The organism is Pseudomonas neustonica, assembly GCF_003797945.1.
Taxonomy (GTDB): domain Bacteria; phylum Pseudomonadota; class Gammaproteobacteria; order Pseudomonadales; family Pseudomonadaceae; genus Halopseudomonas; species Halopseudomonas neustonica.
Map to the genome: position 1 here is coordinate 277,086 of NZ_RKKU01000002.1, position 18,423 is coordinate 295,508.

The 18,423-nt window shown below is 57.2% G+C and carries 17 protein-coding genes and 1 pseudogene; 12 read left to right on the plus strand and 6 right to left on the minus strand.

Annotated elements, in window-relative coordinates; translation table 11 throughout:
• The first annotated feature begins 121 nt into the window (after positions 1 to 121).
• From EF096_RS03580 to EF096_RS03590, 3 genes and pseudogenes are all read left to right on the plus strand, one after another.
• Entirely contained in the window at positions 122 to 1,645 is a 1,524-nt protein-coding gene (locus EF096_RS03580; protein WP_123888244.1) for a CHASE3 domain-containing protein, read from the plus strand.
• A 59-nt stretch (positions 1,646 to 1,704) separates the two neighbouring features.
• Positions 1,705 to 2,855 (plus strand): IS3 family transposase gene (locus EF096_RS03585; RefSeq protein WP_123888245.1). Its coding sequence is split into 2 segments (ribosomal slippage): positions 1,705 to 1,942 and positions 1,942 to 2,855, totalling 1,152 coding nucleotides; the frame shifts between segments, so codons are not numbered across the junction.
• A 39-nt stretch (positions 2,856 to 2,894) separates the two neighbouring features.
• Positions 2,895 to 3,395: pseudogene (locus EF096_RS03590) on the plus strand (methyl-accepting chemotaxis protein); the annotation flags it as partial.
• A 149-nt stretch (positions 3,396 to 3,544) separates the two neighbouring features.
• Here EF096_RS03590 and EF096_RS03595 read toward each other — a convergent pair.
• Positions 3,545 to 4,897 carry a KamA family radical SAM protein gene (locus EF096_RS03595; RefSeq protein WP_123888247.1) on the minus strand — a complete coding sequence of 451 codons (1,353 nt, stop codon included), beginning with the start codon at positions 4,895 to 4,897 and terminating at the stop codon, positions 3,545 to 3,547.
• Positions 4,898 to 5,173: 276 nt separating this feature from the next.
• On the opposite strand from EF096_RS03595, the gene EF096_RS03600 reads away from it, so the two are divergent.
• The 5 genes from EF096_RS03600 (at position 5,174) to EF096_RS03620 (ending at position 8,687) form a co-directional block, all read left to right on the plus strand.
• The gene (locus EF096_RS03600; protein ID WP_123888248.1) at positions 5,174 to 5,599 is read left to right on the plus strand and encodes a VOC family protein; all 426 of its coding nucleotides are present in this window, start codon (positions 5,174 to 5,176) and stop codon (positions 5,597 to 5,599) included.
• Positions 5,600 to 5,755: 156 nt separating this feature from the next.
• Positions 5,756 to 6,298, plus strand: coding sequence for a DUF924 family protein (locus tag EF096_RS03605; protein ID WP_123888249.1), 543 nt, complete (start codon positions 5,756 to 5,758; stop codon positions 6,296 to 6,298).
• Between the two features lie 107 nt (positions 6,299 to 6,405).
• Positions 6,406 to 7,188, plus strand: coding sequence for a PhzF family phenazine biosynthesis protein (locus EF096_RS03610; protein ID WP_235869624.1), 783 nt, complete (start codon positions 6,406 to 6,408; stop codon positions 7,186 to 7,188).
• A 79-nt stretch (positions 7,189 to 7,267) separates the two neighbouring features.
• Positions 7,268 to 7,951 (plus strand): META domain-containing protein, encoded by a 684-nt coding sequence (locus EF096_RS03615; RefSeq protein ID WP_123888251.1) that lies wholly within the window; start codon positions 7,268 to 7,270, stop codon positions 7,949 to 7,951.
• 154 nt (positions 7,952 to 8,105) lie between these two features.
• A complete protein-coding gene (locus EF096_RS03620; protein WP_123888252.1) occupies positions 8,106 to 8,687 on the plus strand; it encodes an NnrU family protein in 582 nt (193 codons plus the stop codon).
• Between the two features lie 84 nt (positions 8,688 to 8,771).
• Here the strand turns inward: EF096_RS03620 and EF096_RS03625 are convergent, their stop codons facing one another.
• The 3 genes from EF096_RS03625 to EF096_RS03635 all read right to left on the minus strand — a co-directional run bounded on the left by EF096_RS03625 (position 8,772) and on the right by EF096_RS03635 (position 12,141).
• Positions 8,772 to 9,863 (minus strand): polyamine ABC transporter substrate-binding protein, encoded by a 1,092-nt coding sequence (locus tag EF096_RS03625; protein WP_372237841.1) that lies wholly within the window; start codon positions 9,861 to 9,863, stop codon positions 8,772 to 8,774.
• 5 nt (positions 9,864 to 9,868) lie between these two features.
• Positions 9,869 to 10,921 (minus strand): histone deacetylase family protein, encoded by a 1,053-nt coding sequence (locus EF096_RS03630; RefSeq protein ID WP_123888253.1) that lies wholly within the window; start codon positions 10,919 to 10,921, stop codon positions 9,869 to 9,871.
• Positions 10,922 to 11,076: 155 nt separating this feature from the next.
• Positions 11,077 to 12,141 (minus strand): AraC family transcriptional regulator, encoded by a 1,065-nt coding sequence (locus tag EF096_RS03635; RefSeq protein WP_123888254.1) that lies wholly within the window; start codon positions 12,139 to 12,141, stop codon positions 11,077 to 11,079.
• Between the two features lie 175 nt (positions 12,142 to 12,316).
• Here EF096_RS03635 and EF096_RS03640 point away from each other — a divergent pair, with 175 nt between their 5' ends.
• Together EF096_RS03640 and EF096_RS03645 are read left to right on the plus strand one after the other, a co-directional pair.
• Positions 12,317 to 13,468: a TDT family transporter gene (locus EF096_RS03640; RefSeq protein ID WP_123888255.1), complete on the plus strand. Its 1,152-nt coding sequence runs from the start codon at positions 12,317 to 12,319 to the stop codon at positions 13,466 to 13,468.
• Positions 13,469 to 13,551: 83 nt separating this feature from the next.
• Positions 13,552 to 15,198 (plus strand): FMN-binding glutamate synthase family protein, encoded by a 1,647-nt coding sequence (locus EF096_RS03645; protein WP_123888256.1) that lies wholly within the window; start codon positions 13,552 to 13,554, stop codon positions 15,196 to 15,198.
• On the opposite strand, the gene EF096_RS03650 is transcribed toward EF096_RS03645, so the two are convergent.
• Both EF096_RS03650 and EF096_RS03655 read right to left on the minus strand, forming a co-directional pair.
• The gene (locus tag EF096_RS03650) at positions 15,195 to 16,184 is read right to left on the minus strand and encodes a DUF2891 domain-containing protein (protein ID WP_123888257.1); all 990 of its coding nucleotides are present in this window, start codon (positions 16,182 to 16,184) and stop codon (positions 15,195 to 15,197) included. The two genes, EF096_RS03645 and EF096_RS03650, sit on opposite strands and share 4 nt — an antisense overlap.
• 2 nt (positions 16,185 to 16,186) lie before the next feature.
• Positions 16,187 to 16,597 carry a hypothetical protein gene (locus EF096_RS03655; protein WP_123888258.1) on the minus strand — a complete coding sequence of 137 codons (411 nt, stop codon included), beginning with the start codon at positions 16,595 to 16,597 and terminating at the stop codon, positions 16,187 to 16,189.
• A 147-nt stretch (positions 16,598 to 16,744) separates the two neighbouring features.
• Here EF096_RS03655 and pip point away from each other — a divergent pair, with 147 nt between their 5' ends.
• Both pip and dtd read left to right on the plus strand, forming a co-directional pair.
• The gene (gene pip, locus EF096_RS03660; protein WP_123888259.1) at positions 16,745 to 17,716 is read left to right on the plus strand and encodes a prolyl aminopeptidase; all 972 of its coding nucleotides are present in this window, start codon (positions 16,745 to 16,747) and stop codon (positions 17,714 to 17,716) included.
• Position 17,717: 1 nt separating this feature from the next.
• The gene (gene dtd / locus EF096_RS03665; protein WP_123888260.1) at positions 17,718 to 18,155 is read left to right on the plus strand and encodes a D-aminoacyl-tRNA deacylase; all 438 of its coding nucleotides are present in this window, start codon (positions 17,718 to 17,720) and stop codon (positions 18,153 to 18,155) included.
• Positions 18,156 to 18,423 lie beyond the last annotated feature (268 nt).

Sequence of the window (18,423 nt, forward strand, 5' to 3'; positions counted from 1 at the left end):
AGTCATATGTGCCCTCGCCGATAGTCATATCTGTGTCTATCTTAAAAACAGTGGCTAAAAAACTTGGAGCTGACCCAGGCCCCGAAGGGAAGGAAGCTGCCCGGTGCCCAGTGGAGGGGAAATGAACTTTCTGCACAACATGAAGATTGGTCCCAAGATTTCTGCTGGCTATGGGTTGATTCTGGCACTTATGTGCATTGTTTCCATAGCCGTTTATTTTAGCGTCTCTTCTATTATTGATGCCTCCAAGTGGGTGAATCATACCCACCTGGTGATTCGTAATGCTGAAGCGGTCAGTGCAGCAATGCTGGACATGGAAACCGGTCAGCGTGGATTCATGATTACCGGGCAGGATGAATACCTGGAGCCGTACAACGATGGTAAGGAACGCTTCGCTGCTTTGATTGAGAGTGGTCAAAAACTCACCAGCGATAATCCGGCTCAGGTGGCGCGCTGGAAAGAGGTGGATAGACTGCAAGCAAGCTGGCTGACCGAGGTCGCAGAGCCTGAGATCAGTGCTCGTAGAGAGGTAACCCGCGGTGCGGAGGCCGTTCAGCACTTCAAGGATATCTCCTCACGGACTGTGGGTAAGGATATTTTCGATGGCATTAGGGCCACTCTGGCCGGCCTGCAGTCGAAGTTTGAGAGTGAAAACAATGCGCGTGGTACCGAGCTGATTACCTTGATCACGTTGGATCTGGTCAATATGGAGACCGGGCAGCGTGGTTTTCTGTTAACCGGTCAGGATGTTTCGCTGGAGCCCTTTGTACAAGGGCAGGCCAGTCTTCAGGGTCATATAGCCGACCTTGAGCGCCTGGCCAGCATCTCTGTTGTATCCAATGCCGAGGTTCAGGCGCTCGAGAGCAGTGTGGCCGCTTGGATCCGCGAGGCCGCGCAACCCGAAATCGACGCCCGTAGAGAGATGAATCTTTACCCTATGACTATTGAGGGTGTAACGACTCTGATGCGTGAAGGTAAGGGCAAGTTCTATATGGACAAGCTTCGAGGCGTGGTTAAAGAACTTGTTGAGGCAGAGGAGACCTTGATAGCGGTGCGCGCCGAACAACAGCAAAACGCTTCATTATTTGCGAAAAGCTTCAGTATTTTTGGCACCTTGACTGCGATCGCACTAGGCGTAGTCATTGCGCTCTTTGTTATTCGCGGCATTACGCAGCCGGTTAGGGCATCCAATGCGATATTGCGTGACATCTCTGAGGGTAATGGGGATTTGACCAAGCGCGTGGAGGTGAGGAGTCGAGACGAGATCGGCGAAATGGGTGAGTATTTCAATGCATTCATCGCCAAGCTGCAGACCATCATTATCGAAGCGGTGGGTTCTGCAAACCAGCTGGCGACCGCTGCCGCGCAGATGAAGCAGGTTAGTTTGAGCTCCAGTGAGAATATGTCGAAACAGAACAGTGAGACCGCTATGGTGGCCGCTGCGATCAACCAGATGACGGCCGCTGTGGAGGAGGTTGCGCGCAATACAGCGTCCGCGACCGACGCGGCGAATGATGCTGACGTAGAAGCGAGTGAAGGCAACAAACTGGTCAATGAGACGCTGTTGGCACTCAGAGCGCTCGCAGCCGATATGACCAATTCGGCGGAGACGCTGGATAAGCTTAAATCGCACAGCGTTAATTGAATCGCCCCTAGTTTCGTAGACACCTCCAGGCCTTATAATCGAGGCACCCAGGAGGTCCAATGAGCAACTCACGCTACACCGAAGAATTTAAAATTGAAGCCGTCAAACAGGTGGCTGACCGAGGCCACTCTGTTGCCGAGGTCGCCGCCCGATTGGGCGTGTCAGGCCACAGTCTTTATCAGTGGATCAAGCGCTACTCCAAGCCCACCGCCCAGCGACAGCAGGATGATGATCTTCAGGCTGAGAACCGGCGATTGAAGGCCGAGCTCAAGCGCGTATCAGAAGAGCGAGATATATTAAAAAAGGCCACCGCGTACTTCGCCAGAGAGTCCGACTGAGGTACGCGTTTATTCAGAGCCAAGTGGACAAATATCCCGTGCGCCGCCTGTGCAAAATGATGACTGTGCACCCCAGCGGTTACTATGCATGGTGTCGCAACAAGCTGTCTGATCGCGCTCGGGAAGATCAGCGTCTGTTGGGCCAGATAAAACACTCTTGGCTGGAAAGCGGCGGCGTGTATGGCTATCGCAAAATTCATCTGGATCTTCGTGAAGCGGGTGAGGCTTGCGGTAAGCACAGGGTAGCCCGCCTCATGCGCTGCGAGGGATTGCGCTCACAGACGGGTTATCGCCGCCGCCCTGGTCATTACGGTGGGAAGCCTGCGGTAGTTTCACCCAATCACTTGGATCGCCAGTTCGATGTAGCGGCGCCCAATGTTGCCTGGGTGACAGACATTACTTACATCCGCACCTACGAAGGCTGGTTGTATTTGTCCGTGGTTATCGACCTGTTCTCGCGTCAGGTTGTCGGCTGGTCGATGAAGCCGCGCATGACATCTGACTTGGCGCTAGACGCGCTGTTAGCAGCAGTGTGGCGTCGCAAGCCGCAAGGATGTGTGATGGTTCATTCGGACCAAGGCAGTCAGTTTAGTAGCGGGGACTGGCAGAGTTTCCTGAAAGCGAATCACCTGGTGGGCAGCATGAGCCGCAGGGGAAACTGCCATGACAACGCGGTAGCTGAAAGCTTCTTTCAATTACTCAAACGGGAGCGAATCAAGCGACAAATCTATCCAACACGCGAGGCTGCAAGACAAGACGTGTTCAATTACATTGAGATGTTTTATAACCCAAGGCGCCGGCACGGCACGAGTGGTGACCTGTCACCGGTCGAGTACGAAAAGCGTCATTACCAGAGTCTGGCGAGTGTCTAGGATACTGGGGGCGATTCAAATATTGGTACCGTGCTCGACGTAATAAGAAACATCGCCGAGCAGACCAACTTGCTCGCGCTTAATGCTGCTATTGAGGCGGCGAGAGCTGGCGAGCAAGGACGAGGGTTCGCCGTTGTTGCCGATGAAGTAAGAACCCTGGCCCAGCGCACTCAGGAGTCGACAGCCGAAATCGAAGTGATTATTTCGCAGCTGCAGGAAGGGGCTGGAAACGCCGTGAGCATCATGGATGCGAGCAGGAATAAGTCAGGCGCGACACTTGCAAAAGCCGAGCAAACAGGAGAGTTCCTGGCGTCGGTGACAAAGTCGGTTAATACCATTCTTGAAATGAGTATGCAGATCTCTGCCTCTGCGCAGGAGCAGTCTTCGACGACTCACGAGATCAACAGGAATATCACCAACATTCAGATGGTGTCTGAAGAGACTACGGAAGGGGTAGAGCAGACTGCGCGTGCCAGCCAAGAGGTCGCAACGCTGAGTGCTGACCTGCAGAAGCTCATGAGTAACTTCAAGGTGTCTTAGTCGCCACTGGCGGGTACTCTCAGTCGACAGGCAACACGTATTTTGGTTGCTTCTGTATGCGTTCTCTTGTGCCTTATTCAGCTAGTGGCCTGGTTCCAGGGGCGTGCTTTCAGTGCCATAAAAACCCCGCCTATCGGCGGGGTTTTTTATCAGTCCTCGAAGAAAAACTTCTCCTCACCAAAGGCTGGCTCAAGATGATTCAACCAGGTTGCCTCAGGGTTGTATTTGGCAAAGAACGGCCGCTGTACCCAGTCAGGATCACGGCCCTGGATCATGCGCAGGGCAATCACTTTCTCGCCATGGATCTCGGTAACACCCTGGATCTCGACCTTGCCCGGATGTGAACTCATGGAAGGGCCGCGAGCGGTGCGGGCAATGCCCGAGACATTCTGCATAGCGTCACGGTAGATCTGCCAGGCTTTGATCAATGGCACTTCAAAGTAGTGGCGGGCACCGGTATCACGCTCGACAAACATGTAGTACGGAATGATGCCCAGCTCGACCTGGGTCTGCCATAGCCGCGCCCAGACCTCGGCGCTGTCGTTGATGTGCGCCAGCAGCGGACCCTGGGCGCGAATCTGCGCGCCGGTTGCGCGTACGCGGCGAATGGCTTCGCGCGCGATCTCGGGCTCCAGTTCCTGCCAATGGTTGTAGTGAGCCATTAGCGCCAGGTGCTTGCCGGCGGCCTGGATCTCGCGGAATAACGCCAACAGGTCCTCAGCGTCATCATCGGTCACCACCCGTTGTGGCCAGAATGTCAGTGCTTTGGAGCCAATGCGGATGGTACGCACGTGGGCGAACTCGTCGCTCAGCAGCGGTTCGAGATAGGCGCGCAGGTTACGCGTCTTCATAACCAACGGGTCGCCGCCGGTGACCAGTATGTCAGTTACTTCTGGATGTTCGCGCAGATAGTCCTGCAGCTGCGTCGACTCGCGCGCAGCTATCTTCAGGTCCTTGTCACCGACGAATTGCGCCCAGCGAAAGCAGAAGGTGCAATAGCTGTGGCACACCTGACCAGAGCTGGGGAAGAACAGGACTGTTTCCCGGTACTTGTGTTGCAGGCCCTCAACCACTTCGCCGTCAATCTTGGGGATATTGTGTTCAAGTTGGCCTGCGGGATGGGGATTCAGCTCGCCACGCACCTCGCTGATGATGTGCTTTAGCGTTGGCTGGTCCGCGCCGCTGGTCAGGGCATCGGCCACGCGGTCGTAGTGCTCAGGCTTGAGCATGCCGCGCTGCGGAAAGGTCAGCTGAAAAATAGGATCATTGGGTACATTCTGCCAGTTGATCAGTTCATCGATCACGTACTGGTTAACGCGGAATGGCAGCACGCTGGCGACTACCTGCATCTCAAAACGCTGGTCTGGGCTGAGCTTTTGTAGCTGGGATATCTGATTCAGCTGCTTGGCGGTGAACACCTTAAAGCGCTGGTGGCTGAAGTCGTTGGCGTCGAAAGACGCGCTCTCAGGGGTGGCGATAGCCAGGATATTGGAATTGGACATAGTTTGTATTCAACGTATTTTTAGAGCGAAGTATTTTGTCACGCCAGTGTTACAAATCGCGCGTGCGCATGAAACTGACTAAATTAAGCGGATAATACCTAGATTTAACGCTTAAAAGCGCCGATAAACAGGCGGCTGTCTATTGGGCGTAGTGATGGGCTGATTGCTCAGCGGCGCGCAATGATAGCGAAGTAATGCATTGATGTCTAAATAATGCCTTCCGATTGCCGGGCGGTTATGCTGACTCTTTATTGCTTCAGGCGCGAGAGTGGCGGCATGTTTTCTTATATGACTTTGGGTACCAGTGACTTGCAACGCAGTATCCGATTTTACGATCCTGTCATGGGTGCGTTGGGCATTCAGCGCTGCGCCACCCCCGGAGAGGAAGACGACTGGCAGGGCTGGGCTGGCTGGGGGTTTTATGAGAACCAGGGTGAGAAGGAATTGGCGCTTTGGCTCTGTGAGCCGTTCAATGCTAAGCCGCCGACTGTGGGCAACGGGACTATGGTTGCGTTCAAAGCAAATAGCTGGGAGCAGGTAAGAGACTTTCACGCGGCCGCACTCGCAAATGGCGGTAGTGATGAAGGCGAGCCGGCATTGCGTCCCCAGTACAATCCGGACTTTTTCAGTGCTTATGTGCGCGACCCGGACGGGAATAAGCTCGCGGCGGTGTGTCGCGGCTTTACGGCTGAGCCTGATTGATAGGGCTCGTCAAGTCATGGGCGCAATGCACTGGCGAGGTCCCTGCGTCGGCTAAGTGCGGCGACCACGCGTGGAACCGATCCGGATTTGATCGATCTGACCCCTATATGTCGGGCGCGACTTCGACAATCGCATACTAGGCAAGAGGAGCTTTGGGTGTCGGCAGTTGATGAGGTGCTGGAGTTCTGGTTTACCGAACTCAGACCAATACAGTGGTGGCGTAAGGATCCCGGGCTGGATCGCTTTATCAAAGAGCGTTTTGGCTCGCTGCATGAGCGAGCGGAACGAGCAGAGTTGGTTAACTGGCGCGGTACGCCGCTCGGCCGACTGGCGGAAATTATCGTGCTCGATCAGTTCTCGCGCAACATCTGGCGCGATACCCCGCGTGCCTTTGCCAGTGACGGGATGGCATTGGTGCTGGCGCAGGAGGCCATTGCTGGCGGTTCCGACCAGCAGCTGCCCGTCACCTTGCGTGCCTTTATGTACATGCCCTTTATGCATAGCGAGTCACTGCGAATGCATGAGCAGGCGGTCAAGCTGTTTAGCGCGCCGGGTATGCAGGACAACCTGCGCTCAGAGCTCAAGCATAAGCGTATTATCGAGCGCTTTGGCCGTTATCCACACCGCAACAGTATCCTCGTGCGCCCGACTACGGCCGATGAGGCAGCCTTTCTGCAAACGGAGGGGTCTCGGTTCTGAGCCTGTGGGCTGTTGTGTTTAGTGGGTTGCAAACTGTATCGCATAGCGTCAAAGCGATTGCGTTAGGCTAGCGTTTTTTATTCAAGGAGCTGGTCATGCAGCTGCCGATCTACCAGGTAGACGCTTTCACCGACACCCTGTTCAAGGGTAACTACGCTGCTGTGGTACCTCTGCAGTATTGGCTTTCGGCGGAGTTGATGCAGTCCATTGCCGAGGAAAATAACCTGTCCGAGACCGCTTTCATTGTCGCGGGTGATCACGGGCGGCATGCCATTCGCTGGTTTTCGCCGTTGTGCGAAGTCGACTTCTGCGGTCATGCCACCTTGGCCAGTGCCTTTGTACTGTTCCGCCAGCAGCCTGAACTGGATACTGTCATTTTCAGCGCTCCCGCCGTGGGTGATTTAAAAGTCAGTCGTGAGGCCGATGGGCGTATTAGCATGCGCTTCCCGCGGCTTGAGCCAGAGCCTGTAACCGAGGTGCCCGCGGCGCTGTTGGCCGGGCTCTCCCTGCCGCCGGTGCAGGTGTTGGTCAATCGACAAGCCTGGTTTGCCGTCTATGACGATGAGCGCAGCGTTTTAGAGGTGCAACCTGACCCTGAGCAACTCAAGTTGCTGGGGCCGCGCGATGTGGTGGTTACGGCGCCGGGTGATCGGTCTGATTGTGTCTCGCGTTACTTTTGGCCTAGCAATGGCGGACTGGAGGACATGGTCACCGGCTCCATCCATGCCGGGTTGGCGCCATACTGGGCCGAGCGCTTGGGTAAAACCGAGTTGCTGGCCATCCAGGCTTCAAGCCGTGGTGGGAGGCTGGACTGTGTTGTGCAGGAGGACCATGTGCAGGTCAGTGGTTTGGCCGTACTTTACCTGGAAGGGCAGATTTATTTGCCCTGAATGCTCTCTTAAGACAGCGCTTGGAGTAGGGAATAGCTACTCTAAGCACTGATGATGTTACTCGCAAAGGAGATGTTTGATGCGTTTTCGCCCCGCTTTAACAACGGCCCTGCTGGGCTCCTTGGTATTACTGACAGCCTGTGCCAGCTCGCAGCGCCCTTCTGGATCCGCGCCACCGCCACCGCGCGGGGCTGAACCTGTCGTTGCCATCATGAGCTGCGGGTCGCTACCGGTGCGCACGGTATTCAGCGGCGATCAGATGACGCTCGAGGCCGGCAGTGACAAGTATGTGCTTGAGCAAGTGCGCTCTGGCTCTGGCGCCAAGTACGAAGTGCCGGGCGACAGTTCAACCAGCTATTGGTCAAAGGGTGACAAGGGGATGTTGGTGATCAAGGGGCAGTCCTATCCCGAGTGTGAGCCAGCTGGCGCACTGCTGTTGCAGGCGGGTGAATGGGTGGTGGAAGACATCAATCAGGGCGGGATTATCGATCGCTCGCGGGTGACGCTTAACTTCGGTAATGATGGGCGGGTGTCGGGACGGGCCTCTTGTAACAACTACGCTGGCGCCTACGCTGTAGCTGGTAACAGGCTAACGGTAAGCCAACTTGTCACCACGCGCATGGCCTGTGTTGGGGCGATGGGTCAGCAGGAGTCGCGTTTTCTGCAGGCACTGGAAAACGTCAGCAGCTTTGCGGTAAGTGATACCGGCGCATTGATACTCAAGGCTGAGTCCGGCGATGCACTGACTGCGCGGCTGCAGTAAGCAACCCGGGGCAACGGCGGCTACTCTCGCGGCTGTTGCCTGCAAGGCCGCACTGGTGCATTGTCTTCTCTGACTACGCGCATAGGCGTGGCTGACCTGGACAGCGGAAGATACCGCTGCCACTCCGTGATTTTATCTATAGAAGGACGCTCGCATGCTGTTGCTGATCCTCGGCCTGATACTATTTCTTGGCGTGCACTCCACGCGCCTGTTTGCTCCTGAATGGCGCGCCAAGCAGATTGCTGCCAAGGGCCTGATGGCCTGGAAGGGGATCTATGCACTGGCGTCCATCGTGGGTCTTGTGTTGATCATTTACGGCTACGGCCAAGCGCGGCTCGATCCGACCTGGTTGTGGGTGTCGCCGGTCTGGACGCGCCACCTGGCCGCGCTGCTGACCATTCCTGCATTTATCCTGCTGGCCGCAACCTACATCCCGGGCACCTGCATGAAGGCTCGGGTCGGTCATCCGATGTTACTGGGGGTGAAATTCTGGGCGTTGGCCCACCTGCTAGCCAATGGCTCGCTGGCTGATCTGTTGTTGTTTGGCGGCTTTCTGGCCTGGGCCGTGGCCTTGTTTGTGGTATCACGCAAGCGCGATCGCCTGGCCGGCGTCAGTTACGGCAAAGGCAAGCCGGCGATGGATGCGCTGGCGGTCATAGTTGGTTTGGTTGCCTGGGCAGCCTTTGCCTTCTATCTGCATGGCGTACTGATTGGCGTCAAGCCGATGGGGATGTAACGCGCCGCTTCAGGTGTTGTACTGAAACAGAAAACCCGCATCGCTGCGGGTTTTCTGTTAATGCGTGGCAGATAACAGCAAGACTTATTGTCCTGTCTTGATGCGGTTCCAGGCACGGGTACGAATCCGCTCGGCAGCCATCGGCAGCGGCTTGAGCGTAAACAGGCGTTCCTGCACCTCAGGTGGTGGGTAGGCGCCGGGGTTGTTACGCAAGCTCTCCTTGACCAGTGGTGTGGCCGCCGCGTTGGGATTGGCATAGCCAACTACGTTGCTGATTTCGGCTGCGACTTCTGGTTTGAGAATATAGTTGATGAAAGCGTGCGCTGCGGCTGGGTTGGGCGCGTCTTTGGGTATGGCCATCAGGTCAAACCAGACCTGAGCGCCCTCCTTGGGAATGCGATAGTCCAGGTGGACGCCGTTATTCGCTTCCTTGGCGCGCGAATCAGCCTGCAGAATACTGCCAGACCAAGCCACGGCGACGCAGATCTCGCCATTGGCCAGATCGTTCAGAAAGCGTGACGAGTTGAAGTAGCGCACGTAGGGCTGGATCTTGCTCATCAAGGCGGTTGCCGCTTCATAATCCTCGGCGCGCGTGCTGTTCGGGTCCAGACCCAGATAGTGCAGGGCGCCGGGAAGTATCTCGGACGGAGAGTCGAGGAAGGCAACGCCGCACTCAGACAACTTCTTCATATTCTCCGGCTCGAATACCAGCGACCAGGAGTCAACCGGGGCGTCCTCGCCCATGACCTCACGCACCTTGTCGATATTGAAACCGATGCCGTTGGTGCCCCACATGTAGGGCACTGCATATTGATTACCGGGATCGCTGGCTTCTAATACTTTCAGCAAATCGGGATTGAGGTTGCCAAGGTTGGGTAGCAGGCTCTTGTCCAGCGCCTGAAAGGCGCCGGCCTGGCGTTGTTTGGCCAGGAAGCTGTCACTGGGTACTACAACATCGTAACCGGAGCGGCCTGACAGCAGTTTTGCTTCCAGCACCTCGTTGGAATCGAAGGTGTCCAGCGTGGGGGCAATGCCGGTTTCAGCCTGAAAACCGTCCAATACCGACTGTGGGGTGTAGTCAAACCAGTTATAGAGTTTGACCTCGTCAGCGGCCATCGCGCTAAAGGATAGCGCTGCCAGTGGGGCAACGAGCCCCAGTTTTCGTGCCATGTTGATAGGTTTCATTGGACTTCTCCCTGAGCTGTGACGGTAGCGTCGAAAGCGGTGAGTACATTGACGGCATTGATACCGATCTCTTCTACGGCGTAGCCGCCCTCCATAACAAACAGTGTTGGCAGTCCCAGTTTGGCGATCATTTCGCCCATGGTCAGGTAGTCCGGGCTGTCGAGTTTAAAGCTGGAAATTGGGTCGGCGAGGTAGGTATCTACACCTAGCGAAACCACCAGATAATCGGCACCAAAGCCAGCAATCTGCCGCAAGGCGTCATTCAGCGCCCGAGACCAGGCGTCCCAGTTGCTGCCGGCAGGCAACGGGTAGTTGAGGTTGTAGCCCAGGCCGACGCCTTCGCCACGTTCGTCGGCATAGCCCGAAAAGCACGGATATTCGTTGCGTGGGTCACCGTGAATCGAAGTGAACAGCACATCGGCCCGCTGATAGAACATGTCCTGGGTGCCGTTGCCGTGGTGGAAGTCGACGTCAAGAATAGCGACTCGGCGTGCGCCTTGATCCAGCATGGCTTGAGCGGCGATAGCGGCGTTGTTCAGATAGCAATAGCCGCCCATATAATCGATGCCGGCGTGGTGCCCGGGCGGGCGGCACAAGGCAAAAGCGCTGTGTGCGCCGGCAACGATATGGGCCTGAGCGCTGAGTGCCACCTGGGCACTACTGTAGATCGCCTGCCAGCTGTTGGCTGTGAGCGGCGCGCCTGCATCGAAGCTGTAGTAACCGAGTTGGCCGTCAATATCGTCGGGGCAGCGCATGGGCATTCGGCGCATAGGCCATGCCAGCGGCAGCATGTCATGTTCCCGGCCCAATGCGCTCCAGCGCGGCCAGGCGGTCTGAATGAAATCGACAAAGTCGGCATCGTGGATTCGCTTGATGGGTTCAATGCCATAATCCAGCGGCGCGCTGATAGGCCCCAATTCGGTTCGTTTGACCTGCGCCAGCACCATGTCAGCGCGTGAAGGCATTTCAAAGCAGGGCATCAGTTGCCCTTCGTTCAGTTCTGCGTTGGCGTGATGCAGGCGATGATCTTCGCTGTAGAAAGTCTGCATGATGAATCCTTGATGGGGTGACGGTTGCGGCTACTGGCCAGCCTTGGTACCGATCATGGCGTTCAGACACGCAGGTTGAAATAGTGCAGATGGACATAAAAGGGATTGAAACGGACAGGGGGGGGTAACCGTTTTGCTATTAACGGTTGTGGACCTTAGAGGTTAGTCTCGCCGAGCGTTTGTCCCTGTCGCCAGGCACGTGGTGTGGTACCGGACCAGCGCAAAAAGGCGTGACGGAAACTGGCCGTTTCGCTGAACCCCAGTTCCTCAGCGATAGCGTAAATGGGCAATTGTTGGCGATTGAGCAGCAGTTTGGCGCGCTGAAAACGCAGCCGGTCGAGCAGCTGCTGATAGCCGCAGCCCGCCTTCTGCAGGTGGCGGCGCAGGGTACGCGTAGTGCAGTGCAGTTGCTCGGCCAACTGGGTCAGGCTGGGCGGTGCTTCCAGCTGTTGCTCCAGCTGTGCACAGAGGTGGCTGACCAGCGGTGAGAGTGCGTGAGTGCTGAAGTTGTCCTGAGCCGCCTGGCATTGGCGCCGTGCCTCGAAATGAGTTACCGGATCGGCCAGTGGCAGGCTTGCTTGCAGTGCGGCGCACTCAAATACCAGGCGCTCGGCTGCTTGTGCGCTAGTTACCGTGCAGGTGCCAAAGTAGCGCTCATAATCGGCGCTGTGCGCAGGTTGTGGCGTACTCAGGTGCACCGCAGTAAGGGCCAGCGGTTGCCCCAGTGCGTCGTCCAACATGGCTTTGATGGACGACAGGCACAGCTCGATGTTGAATAGCTGTAATGCCGGGTTTTCATGGTACTGATCTGCGCGCAGGGCGATAAGACCGCTGCTCAGTGGCTCTAATGAGAGTCTGAAATAGCTGCCGAGTAGCACGGGGAAAGCCAGCATGACATTTAGCGCCTCGCCCAGCGTAGGCGCCGAGAGCATTGCGTAGCCGAGCTGCCCGTAGGCCGATACGCGCATGCGCTGCCCCAGCTGTAGCGCCAAGAGCGGACTGGCGCTCACACGCGCGGCATTGGCGAATACTTGTTGCTCCTGCTCTGGCGTGATCAGCCGGGTGGGTGTTTCCAGATCGCTCAGGCTGAGACCGGTTTGTTCCAGCAGAGGCGCAACTGCCAAGGCCTGCTCCCGAAAGCACAGGGCAATCAGGCAGGTACTTTGCAGGCTGATCAGGCGTTGGTCGGGTGCCTGGCATGTGGTGGCAAGCGGCTTCATGGTCAAACTCTGGCTCTACTTTTTGTATTGATTGAAGCACAAAGGATGCCAGTCTGCGCAGGCAGCGTGGTTGACGAGAATGATCGGTAAATCCGATATACGTAACGTGTATTACTCGCTTATATCGATATGAGAGGGCTCTATAATTAAATGGAATTTAATCGGAGCTCATCTCATGTTTGCCAGATTAGCGAGCAGCGGCTTGCTGCAAATACGCCCTTTACGTCAGTTGGAGCACCCGCGTGAGGTGATACGGCAGTTCACGCCAAACTGGTTCGCCGTCACTATGGGAACCGGCATTTTGGCGCTGGCTTTGCCGCAGTTACCCTTACCCGGCATGCAACTGGTGGGGCGCACCCTTTGGTTAATCAATATCGGCCTCTTCTGCCTGTTCATGCTTTTGTACGCAGCGCGCTGGCTGTTCTTCTTCCATGAAGCCAAGCGAGTGTTCGGCCACGCTACCGTCTCGATGTTTTTTGGCACCATTCCCATGGGATTGGCGACTATTATCAATGGGGTGCTGGCCTTCGGCGTGCCTTACTGGGGGGAGCAACTGGTCGCAGTGGCGCTGCCGCTGTGGTGGTTCGACGTCGCGCTTGCGCTCATCTGCGGCGTCAGCATTCCTTACCTGATGTTTACGCATCAGGAGCACAGCATTGATCAGATGACGGCCGTTTGGCTGCTCCCGGTTGTCGCAGCTGAGGTTGCTGCCGTTAGCGGGGGGCTGCTGATACCTTATCTGGCGGGCGAACAGGCATACCAGGTGCTGATTGTCAGTTATGTCCTCTGGGCCTATTCGGTGCCAGTGGCCCTGAGTATTCTGGTCATCCTGCTATTGCGCATGGCGGTACACAAATTACCGCATCAGAATATGGCGGCGTCCAGCCTGCTGTCACTCGGCCCCATTGGTACTGGAGCATTGGGTCTGCTGGTGCTGGGCGCCGACGCGGCTAGCGTATTGGCCGCACGCGGTATGGAAACAGTCGGCATGGTCGCGCAGGGGGTGGGCGTTATTGGCGGACTTTTGCTCTGGGGTTTGGGTTTATGGTGGCTGCTATTGGCATTATTAATCACCATCCGTTATTTCCGTCATGGGGTTCCCTTCAACCTTGGATGGTGGGGATTTACCTTCCCAGTGGGCGTATACGCCCTGGCCACACTCAAGCTCGGCAGCGTATTGCAACTCGGGTTTTTCAATAAGATGGGGGTCGCACTGGTGATTCTGCTGGCGCTCATGTGGTTGATGGTGGCGACTCGCACCTTGAGGGGGGCCTGGCGGGGCGGCTTGTTTGTCTCTCCCTGTATTGCGGCGGCCTGTGTGCGCTGACCCGGCGGCATTGGTCGTATAGGGGCGGGGAGGATATGCTATGACTCGAATATCCCCCTGCCTTATCGACAAAGGATGGCTGTATGCAATTACCAGCGTCAGCGCTGCGTTATGTTCCCTATCTGTTTTGCCTGATCGGCGCGCTGATCAGCCTCGGGCTTAGCTTCGTTTCACTGCTGTGGCTATTGGCTGCCGTGCCGCTGTCTTTGCTGGCGCTGATGGGTACCTGGGATGTGCTGCAAAAGCGCCGCACTATCAGTCGTAACTACCCGGGAGTGGCGCACTTCCGTTATTTGCTCGAGTCGATCGGGCCTGAGTTACGGCAATACTTTATCCAGTCCGATACCGATGAACTGCCGTTTTCGCGTGAGCAGCGCAACATCGTTTATCAGCGCGCCAAGAATATTCTCGACAAGAAGCCCTTTGGCTCACTGATTCCCATGAACGCTGAGGGTTACGAGTGGATGAATCATTCGCTGGCGCCGGTGGATATTATTGATAAGGACTTTCGCATTCCGGTGGGCAGTCACCCGAAAACACTTAAACCCTACGATGTGAGTGTGTTCAATATCTCGGCCATGAGCTTTGGTTCACTGTCGGCTAACGCGATTTTGGCGCTCAATAGCGGCGCTAAGAAAGGCGGTTTCTATCATGATACCGGCGAAGGCTCGATCTCGCGTTACCACCGCGAGCCCGGCGGCGATCTGGTGTGGGAGATCGGCTCTGGCTACTTTGGCTGCCGCAAACCCGATGGCAGCTTTGATCCCGACCTCTTCGCTCGTAACGCGCAGCTTGATCAGGTGAAAATGATCGAGATCAAGCTGTCGCAGGGTGCCAAGCCGGGGCACGGCGGTATTCTCCCCGCCGCCAAGGTGACCGCAGAAATCGCTGCGGCTCGCGGTGTCGCCGTAGGTGAGGATGTGGTCTCACCCGCCGCGCACTCTGCCTTTCATACGCCGCTGGAGTTGATGGCCTTCATTGCCCAGCTACGCGAACTGTCAGGCGGCAAGCCGGTCGGGTTCAAGCTGGCCATCGGGCACCCCTGGGAATGGTTCGGGATTGCCAAGGCCATGCTGGAAACCGGTGAACGGCCAGACTTTATCGTGGTGGATGGCGGCGAAGGCGGCACCGGCGCCGCGCCGCTGGAGTTCATAAATCGCCTGGGCATGCCCATGACCGATGCCTTGCTGCTGGTGCATAACACCCTGGTCGGCGCCAACCTGCGTGAGGATATTGCGCTGGGTGCTGCGGGTAAAATTACCAGCGCCTTCAACATCGCCCGCACGCTGGCCCTTGGTGCAGACTGGTGCAACGGTGCGCGTGGCTTCATGTTCTCGCTGGGCTGTATTCAAAGCTTGAGTTGCCATAACGATAAATGCCCTAGCGGCGTGGCAACACAGGACCCGAGCCGCGGCGGCAAGCTGGACGTGGCGGACAAAAGCGAGCGGGTTTATCACTTCCATCGCAACACGGTGGCCGCCTTGGCCAATCTGCTGGAAGCCGCCGGTTTGAGTCACCCGCGCGAGTTGGGACCGGAGCACATCATGCGTCGCGTCAACAAGTATGAGGTGCAGCCTTACGGTGAGCTGTTTCAGTTCCTGGAGCCGGGCGCATTGCTGGATGGGCGTGCCGAGTTGCCCGTGTTCAAGAAGTATTGGGCGCAGGCGTGCGCCGATAGCTTTGGCGCGCCGGAGTTCATGCTCAGACTGCGTGAAACCAAGCTACGTTAATGCGCCGTCTGTAACGCCAGCAGGGCAAAGGTGGCGAGCCAGTGCTCGCCCATATAGTCGCCGTCGATATGCGGCAGGCTGGCTTGCAGATGAGCCGCTGCGCTGGCTTGCATGCGCTGTTGCAGGGTGGCTGGTTGGTCGGTTGCCAGTGCCTGCAGACACCAGGCGCGGCTGAGGTTGAGTCCATCCAGGTGCGCCAGCTTGCCATCGCTGCGGTCGCGACTCTGGACTGGCGTCAACAGGCTAGCAGGCTGGCCCTGCTCCAGTCGCGGTAGAAACTCGCTAAACCACCGCTGGAACTGCGTTTTGGGCAGCACACGTTGCATCAGCGCTGCTTCCTGCAGCGCGGGTGAGAGAAAGTCTTCGCCGCCGGGCTCCCACGCCTGGCAATCGCGATCGTCACGATAAAACGCCTGCGCACTATGTATGATCTGCGCGCTTAGCGCGGCATGCCCACAGGACTCGGCGTAGTCGAGTGCGAGCAGCAAGGCAAAGGCGGTGTTGTTGTGTGCGCCACTGCGGATCGGCGCGCTCAGGCGCGGCAGGTAGTCGCACAGCCGTTGTGCCAGATGCGCAGCCAGCGGTTGCAATGCACTGGCCCAGACGGTCCTGTCGGCGCTTAGCTCAGCCTGCAGTTTGAGCAACCAGGCCCAGCCGTAAGGGCGCTCAAAACTTGCCTTTGTGGGTTGCTGAAAAAAAGCCAGCTCCTGCGCCAGCTTCGCCCGGGTCAGTTGCTGATCAAACAGCGTCTCAATAGCGATGGTTTCGGCCAGCCCAGGCTGTAGCCGTCGAATGCGCGCCAGCAGCCAATAGCTGTGTACACAGGAGTGCCAGTCATAACTGCCGTAAAACACCGGATGCAGTTGGCTGGGCGGCAACAGGTCTGCCGCCGATTGCAGGCGCATAGGTTCGCTATGTGGGTACTCACGTGTGACATGGCCCAACGCGATACTGGCCAGCGCGGCTAGCTGCGCGGCATCAAGCATCCTCAGCGGATCCGCTGCCAGTCAATATCGCGTAACAGCCACTCGCCGGTATCATCCAGCCAGAGCAGGCGAATATCGTACTGACCGGCGCTCTCGGGCAAAAAACGCTCGGCGCCGGTCAGGGTCACCCGCGCCTTGGTTTCGGCGCGCTCGGGGTAGCCGGGATCTATCTGCGTATCCTGACTACTGACCAACACATTGATGCGCTGGTGCTGCAAAAACATCAGCCGCAGATTGCGCTCCACCCAGGCATTATCGAATTGATCCTGGGCGCTGAATTCGGGATGCAGCAGCGCGGTTACCTGCTCGCGGTCGCGGGATTCTATGCCGTCCTGCAACTGGTTGATGGCCTGATTCAGGCGTTCATCCGGCGAGGAGGGGCCGCAGGCGCAAAGGGTCAGCGTGATTAGCATAATAAGTAGCGTGCGCACAGGTGACAGCAGCCTCGCAGGTCAGTAATGTGATGCTTTATCCAGATAGCGGCGCGGGCGCGGAGGAGAGGGCAGCACTACTCTAAAGCAGCAAGTCCGTCGCGTTGGCGCACAGGCCAGGAGCCCATCATGCAATTGTTGTATCCGGAGATCAAACCCTACGCCCGTCACGAGCTGGCAGTGGCCCCACCGCATGTTCTCTACGTCGATGAAAGTGGTCAGGAAGATGGCTTGCCGGTGGTGTTTATTCATGGCGGTCCGGGTGCCGGTTGTGATGCCCTCAGCCGACGCTTCTTTGATCCGTCGATCTATCGCATCATTACTTTTGATCAGCGCGGCTGCGGACGTTCCACCCCGCATGCCAATCTGGAGCACAACACCACCGCTGACCTGGTCGCAGATATGGAAGTACTGCGCGAGCACCTGGGGATCGAGAAGTGGGTACTCTTTGGTGGTTCCTGGGGCTCCACCCTGGCGCTGGCTTATGCGCAGGCGCATCCGGACCGGGTTATGGGCATGGTGTTGCGCGGTATCTTCCTGTGCCGTGATCAGGATATTCGCTGGTTCTACCAAGAGGGCGCCAGCCACATCTTCCCCGATTTCTGGGAAGACTACCTGGATCTGATCCCCGAGGAAGAGCGCGACGATATGGTCGCCGCCTACTATCGCCGACTCACCGGTAACGATGAGATCTGCCGCATGCATGCCGCCAAGGCCTGGTCGATTTGGGAAGGCCGCTGCGCCACCTTGCGACCCAGCCCGCAGGTGATCGACCGCTTCAGTGATGCACGCCGCGCCTATGCCATCGCTCGTATCGAGTGTCATTACTTCGCCAACAAGACCTTCCTTGAGCCCAATCAGTTGCTCAACAATATGCCGAGTATTGAACATATTCCCGGCATCATAGTGCACGGCCGCTACGATATGGTCTGTCCGCTGGATAACGCCTACGCACTGCATCAGGCCTGGCCTAGTAGCGAGCTGAACATTATTCGCGATGCTGGTCACGCGGCCTCCGAGCCGGGCATTGCCGATGCCTTGGTGCGCGCCACGGGTGATATGGCCAAGCGCCTACTGGATTTGGCACCGCAGGCCGAATGAGATGAAGGGGCTACTGCAGCGGGTGCGTCAGGCCCGCGTCGAGGTCGACGGGGAAGTGGTCGGCGCGATAGACCAAGGCTTGCTGGTCTTGGTCGGCATCGAGCCGCAAGACACCGAGGCAAGCGCCGACAAACTGCTCAAGCGACTACTCGACTACCGGGTATTCACCGATGCCGATGGCCGCATGAATGATTCACTGCGGCAGGTGCAAGGCGGGTTGTTGCTGGTCTCGCAGTTCACCCTAGCCGCCGACACGCGCAAGGGTCTACGCCCCGGCTTCTCAACCGCCGCGCCACCAGCGCAGGCTGAGGTGCTGTTCAATTATCTGGTGAGCCAGGCTCAGGCGCTGCACGCGCCGGTGGCGACAGGGCGGTTTGGGGCGGATATGCAGGTGCATCTGGTGAATGATGGGCCGGTGACCATTATGCTTGAGACCTGATCGCTTATCGGGTGCGGCCAAGCTTTTATTGCGCTGAGCAATGGCTGGTTATTTTGGTTGTTACCAAGCGCGTTTTTCGCCTTTTCCGGCGAGTCACTTTTCTTTGGATGGCCAAAGAAAAGATAACCAAAAGAAATGCACTGTACGACTCAAGAACATGGGTAACAGTTCTATTCAAATACATAGGTAACACATTGCTTAAATAGTGAGCACCTGACAGGAGGTGCTCATGCCTTGGCGAGAAGTGAAACCTATGGACGAACGTGTG

Excerpts from the sequence above, each read along its gene's own strand:
- EF096_RS03630 (WP_123888253.1), bottom strand. The coding sequence starts at position 10,921 with ATGCAGACTTTCTACAGCGAAGATCATCGCCTGCATCACGCCAACGCA.
- EF096_RS03650 (WP_123888257.1), bottom strand. The coding sequence starts at position 16,184 with ATGCTTGATGCCGCGCAGCTAGCCGCGCTGGCCAGTATCGCGTTGGGC.
- EF096_RS03655 (WP_123888258.1), bottom strand. The coding sequence starts at position 16,597 with ATGCTAATCACGCTGACCCTTTGCGCCTGCGGCCCCTCCTCGCCGGAT.
- EF096_RS03615 (WP_123888251.1), top strand. The coding sequence starts at position 7,268 with ATGCGTTTTCGCCCCGCTTTAACAACGGCCCTGCTGGGCTCCTTGGTA.
- EF096_RS03640 (WP_123888255.1), top strand. The coding sequence starts at position 12,317 with ATGTTTGCCAGATTAGCGAGCAGCGGCTTGCTGCAAATACGCCCTTTA.
- EF096_RS03595 (WP_123888247.1), bottom strand. The coding sequence starts at position 4,897 with ATGTCCAATTCCAATATCCTGGCTATCGCCACCCCTGAGAGCGCGTCT.
- EF096_RS03645 (WP_123888256.1), top strand. The coding sequence starts at position 13,552 with ATGCAATTACCAGCGTCAGCGCTGCGTTATGTTCCCTATCTGTTTTGC.
- EF096_RS03620 (WP_123888252.1), top strand. The coding sequence starts at position 8,106 with ATGCTGTTGCTGATCCTCGGCCTGATACTATTTCTTGGCGTGCACTCC.
- EF096_RS03580 (WP_123888244.1), top strand. The coding sequence starts at position 122 with ATGAACTTTCTGCACAACATGAAGATTGGTCCCAAGATTTCTGCTGGC.
- pip (WP_123888259.1), top strand. The coding sequence starts at position 16,745 with ATGCAATTGTTGTATCCGGAGATCAAACCCTACGCCCGTCACGAGCTG.
- EF096_RS03635 (WP_123888254.1), bottom strand. The coding sequence starts at position 12,141 with ATGAAGCCGCTTGCCACCACATGCCAGGCACCCGACCAACGCCTGATC.
- EF096_RS03600 (WP_123888248.1), top strand. The coding sequence starts at position 5,174 with ATGTTTTCTTATATGACTTTGGGTACCAGTGACTTGCAACGCAGTATC.
- dtd (WP_123888260.1), top strand. The coding sequence starts at position 17,718 with ATGAAGGGGCTACTGCAGCGGGTGCGTCAGGCCCGCGTCGAGGTCGAC.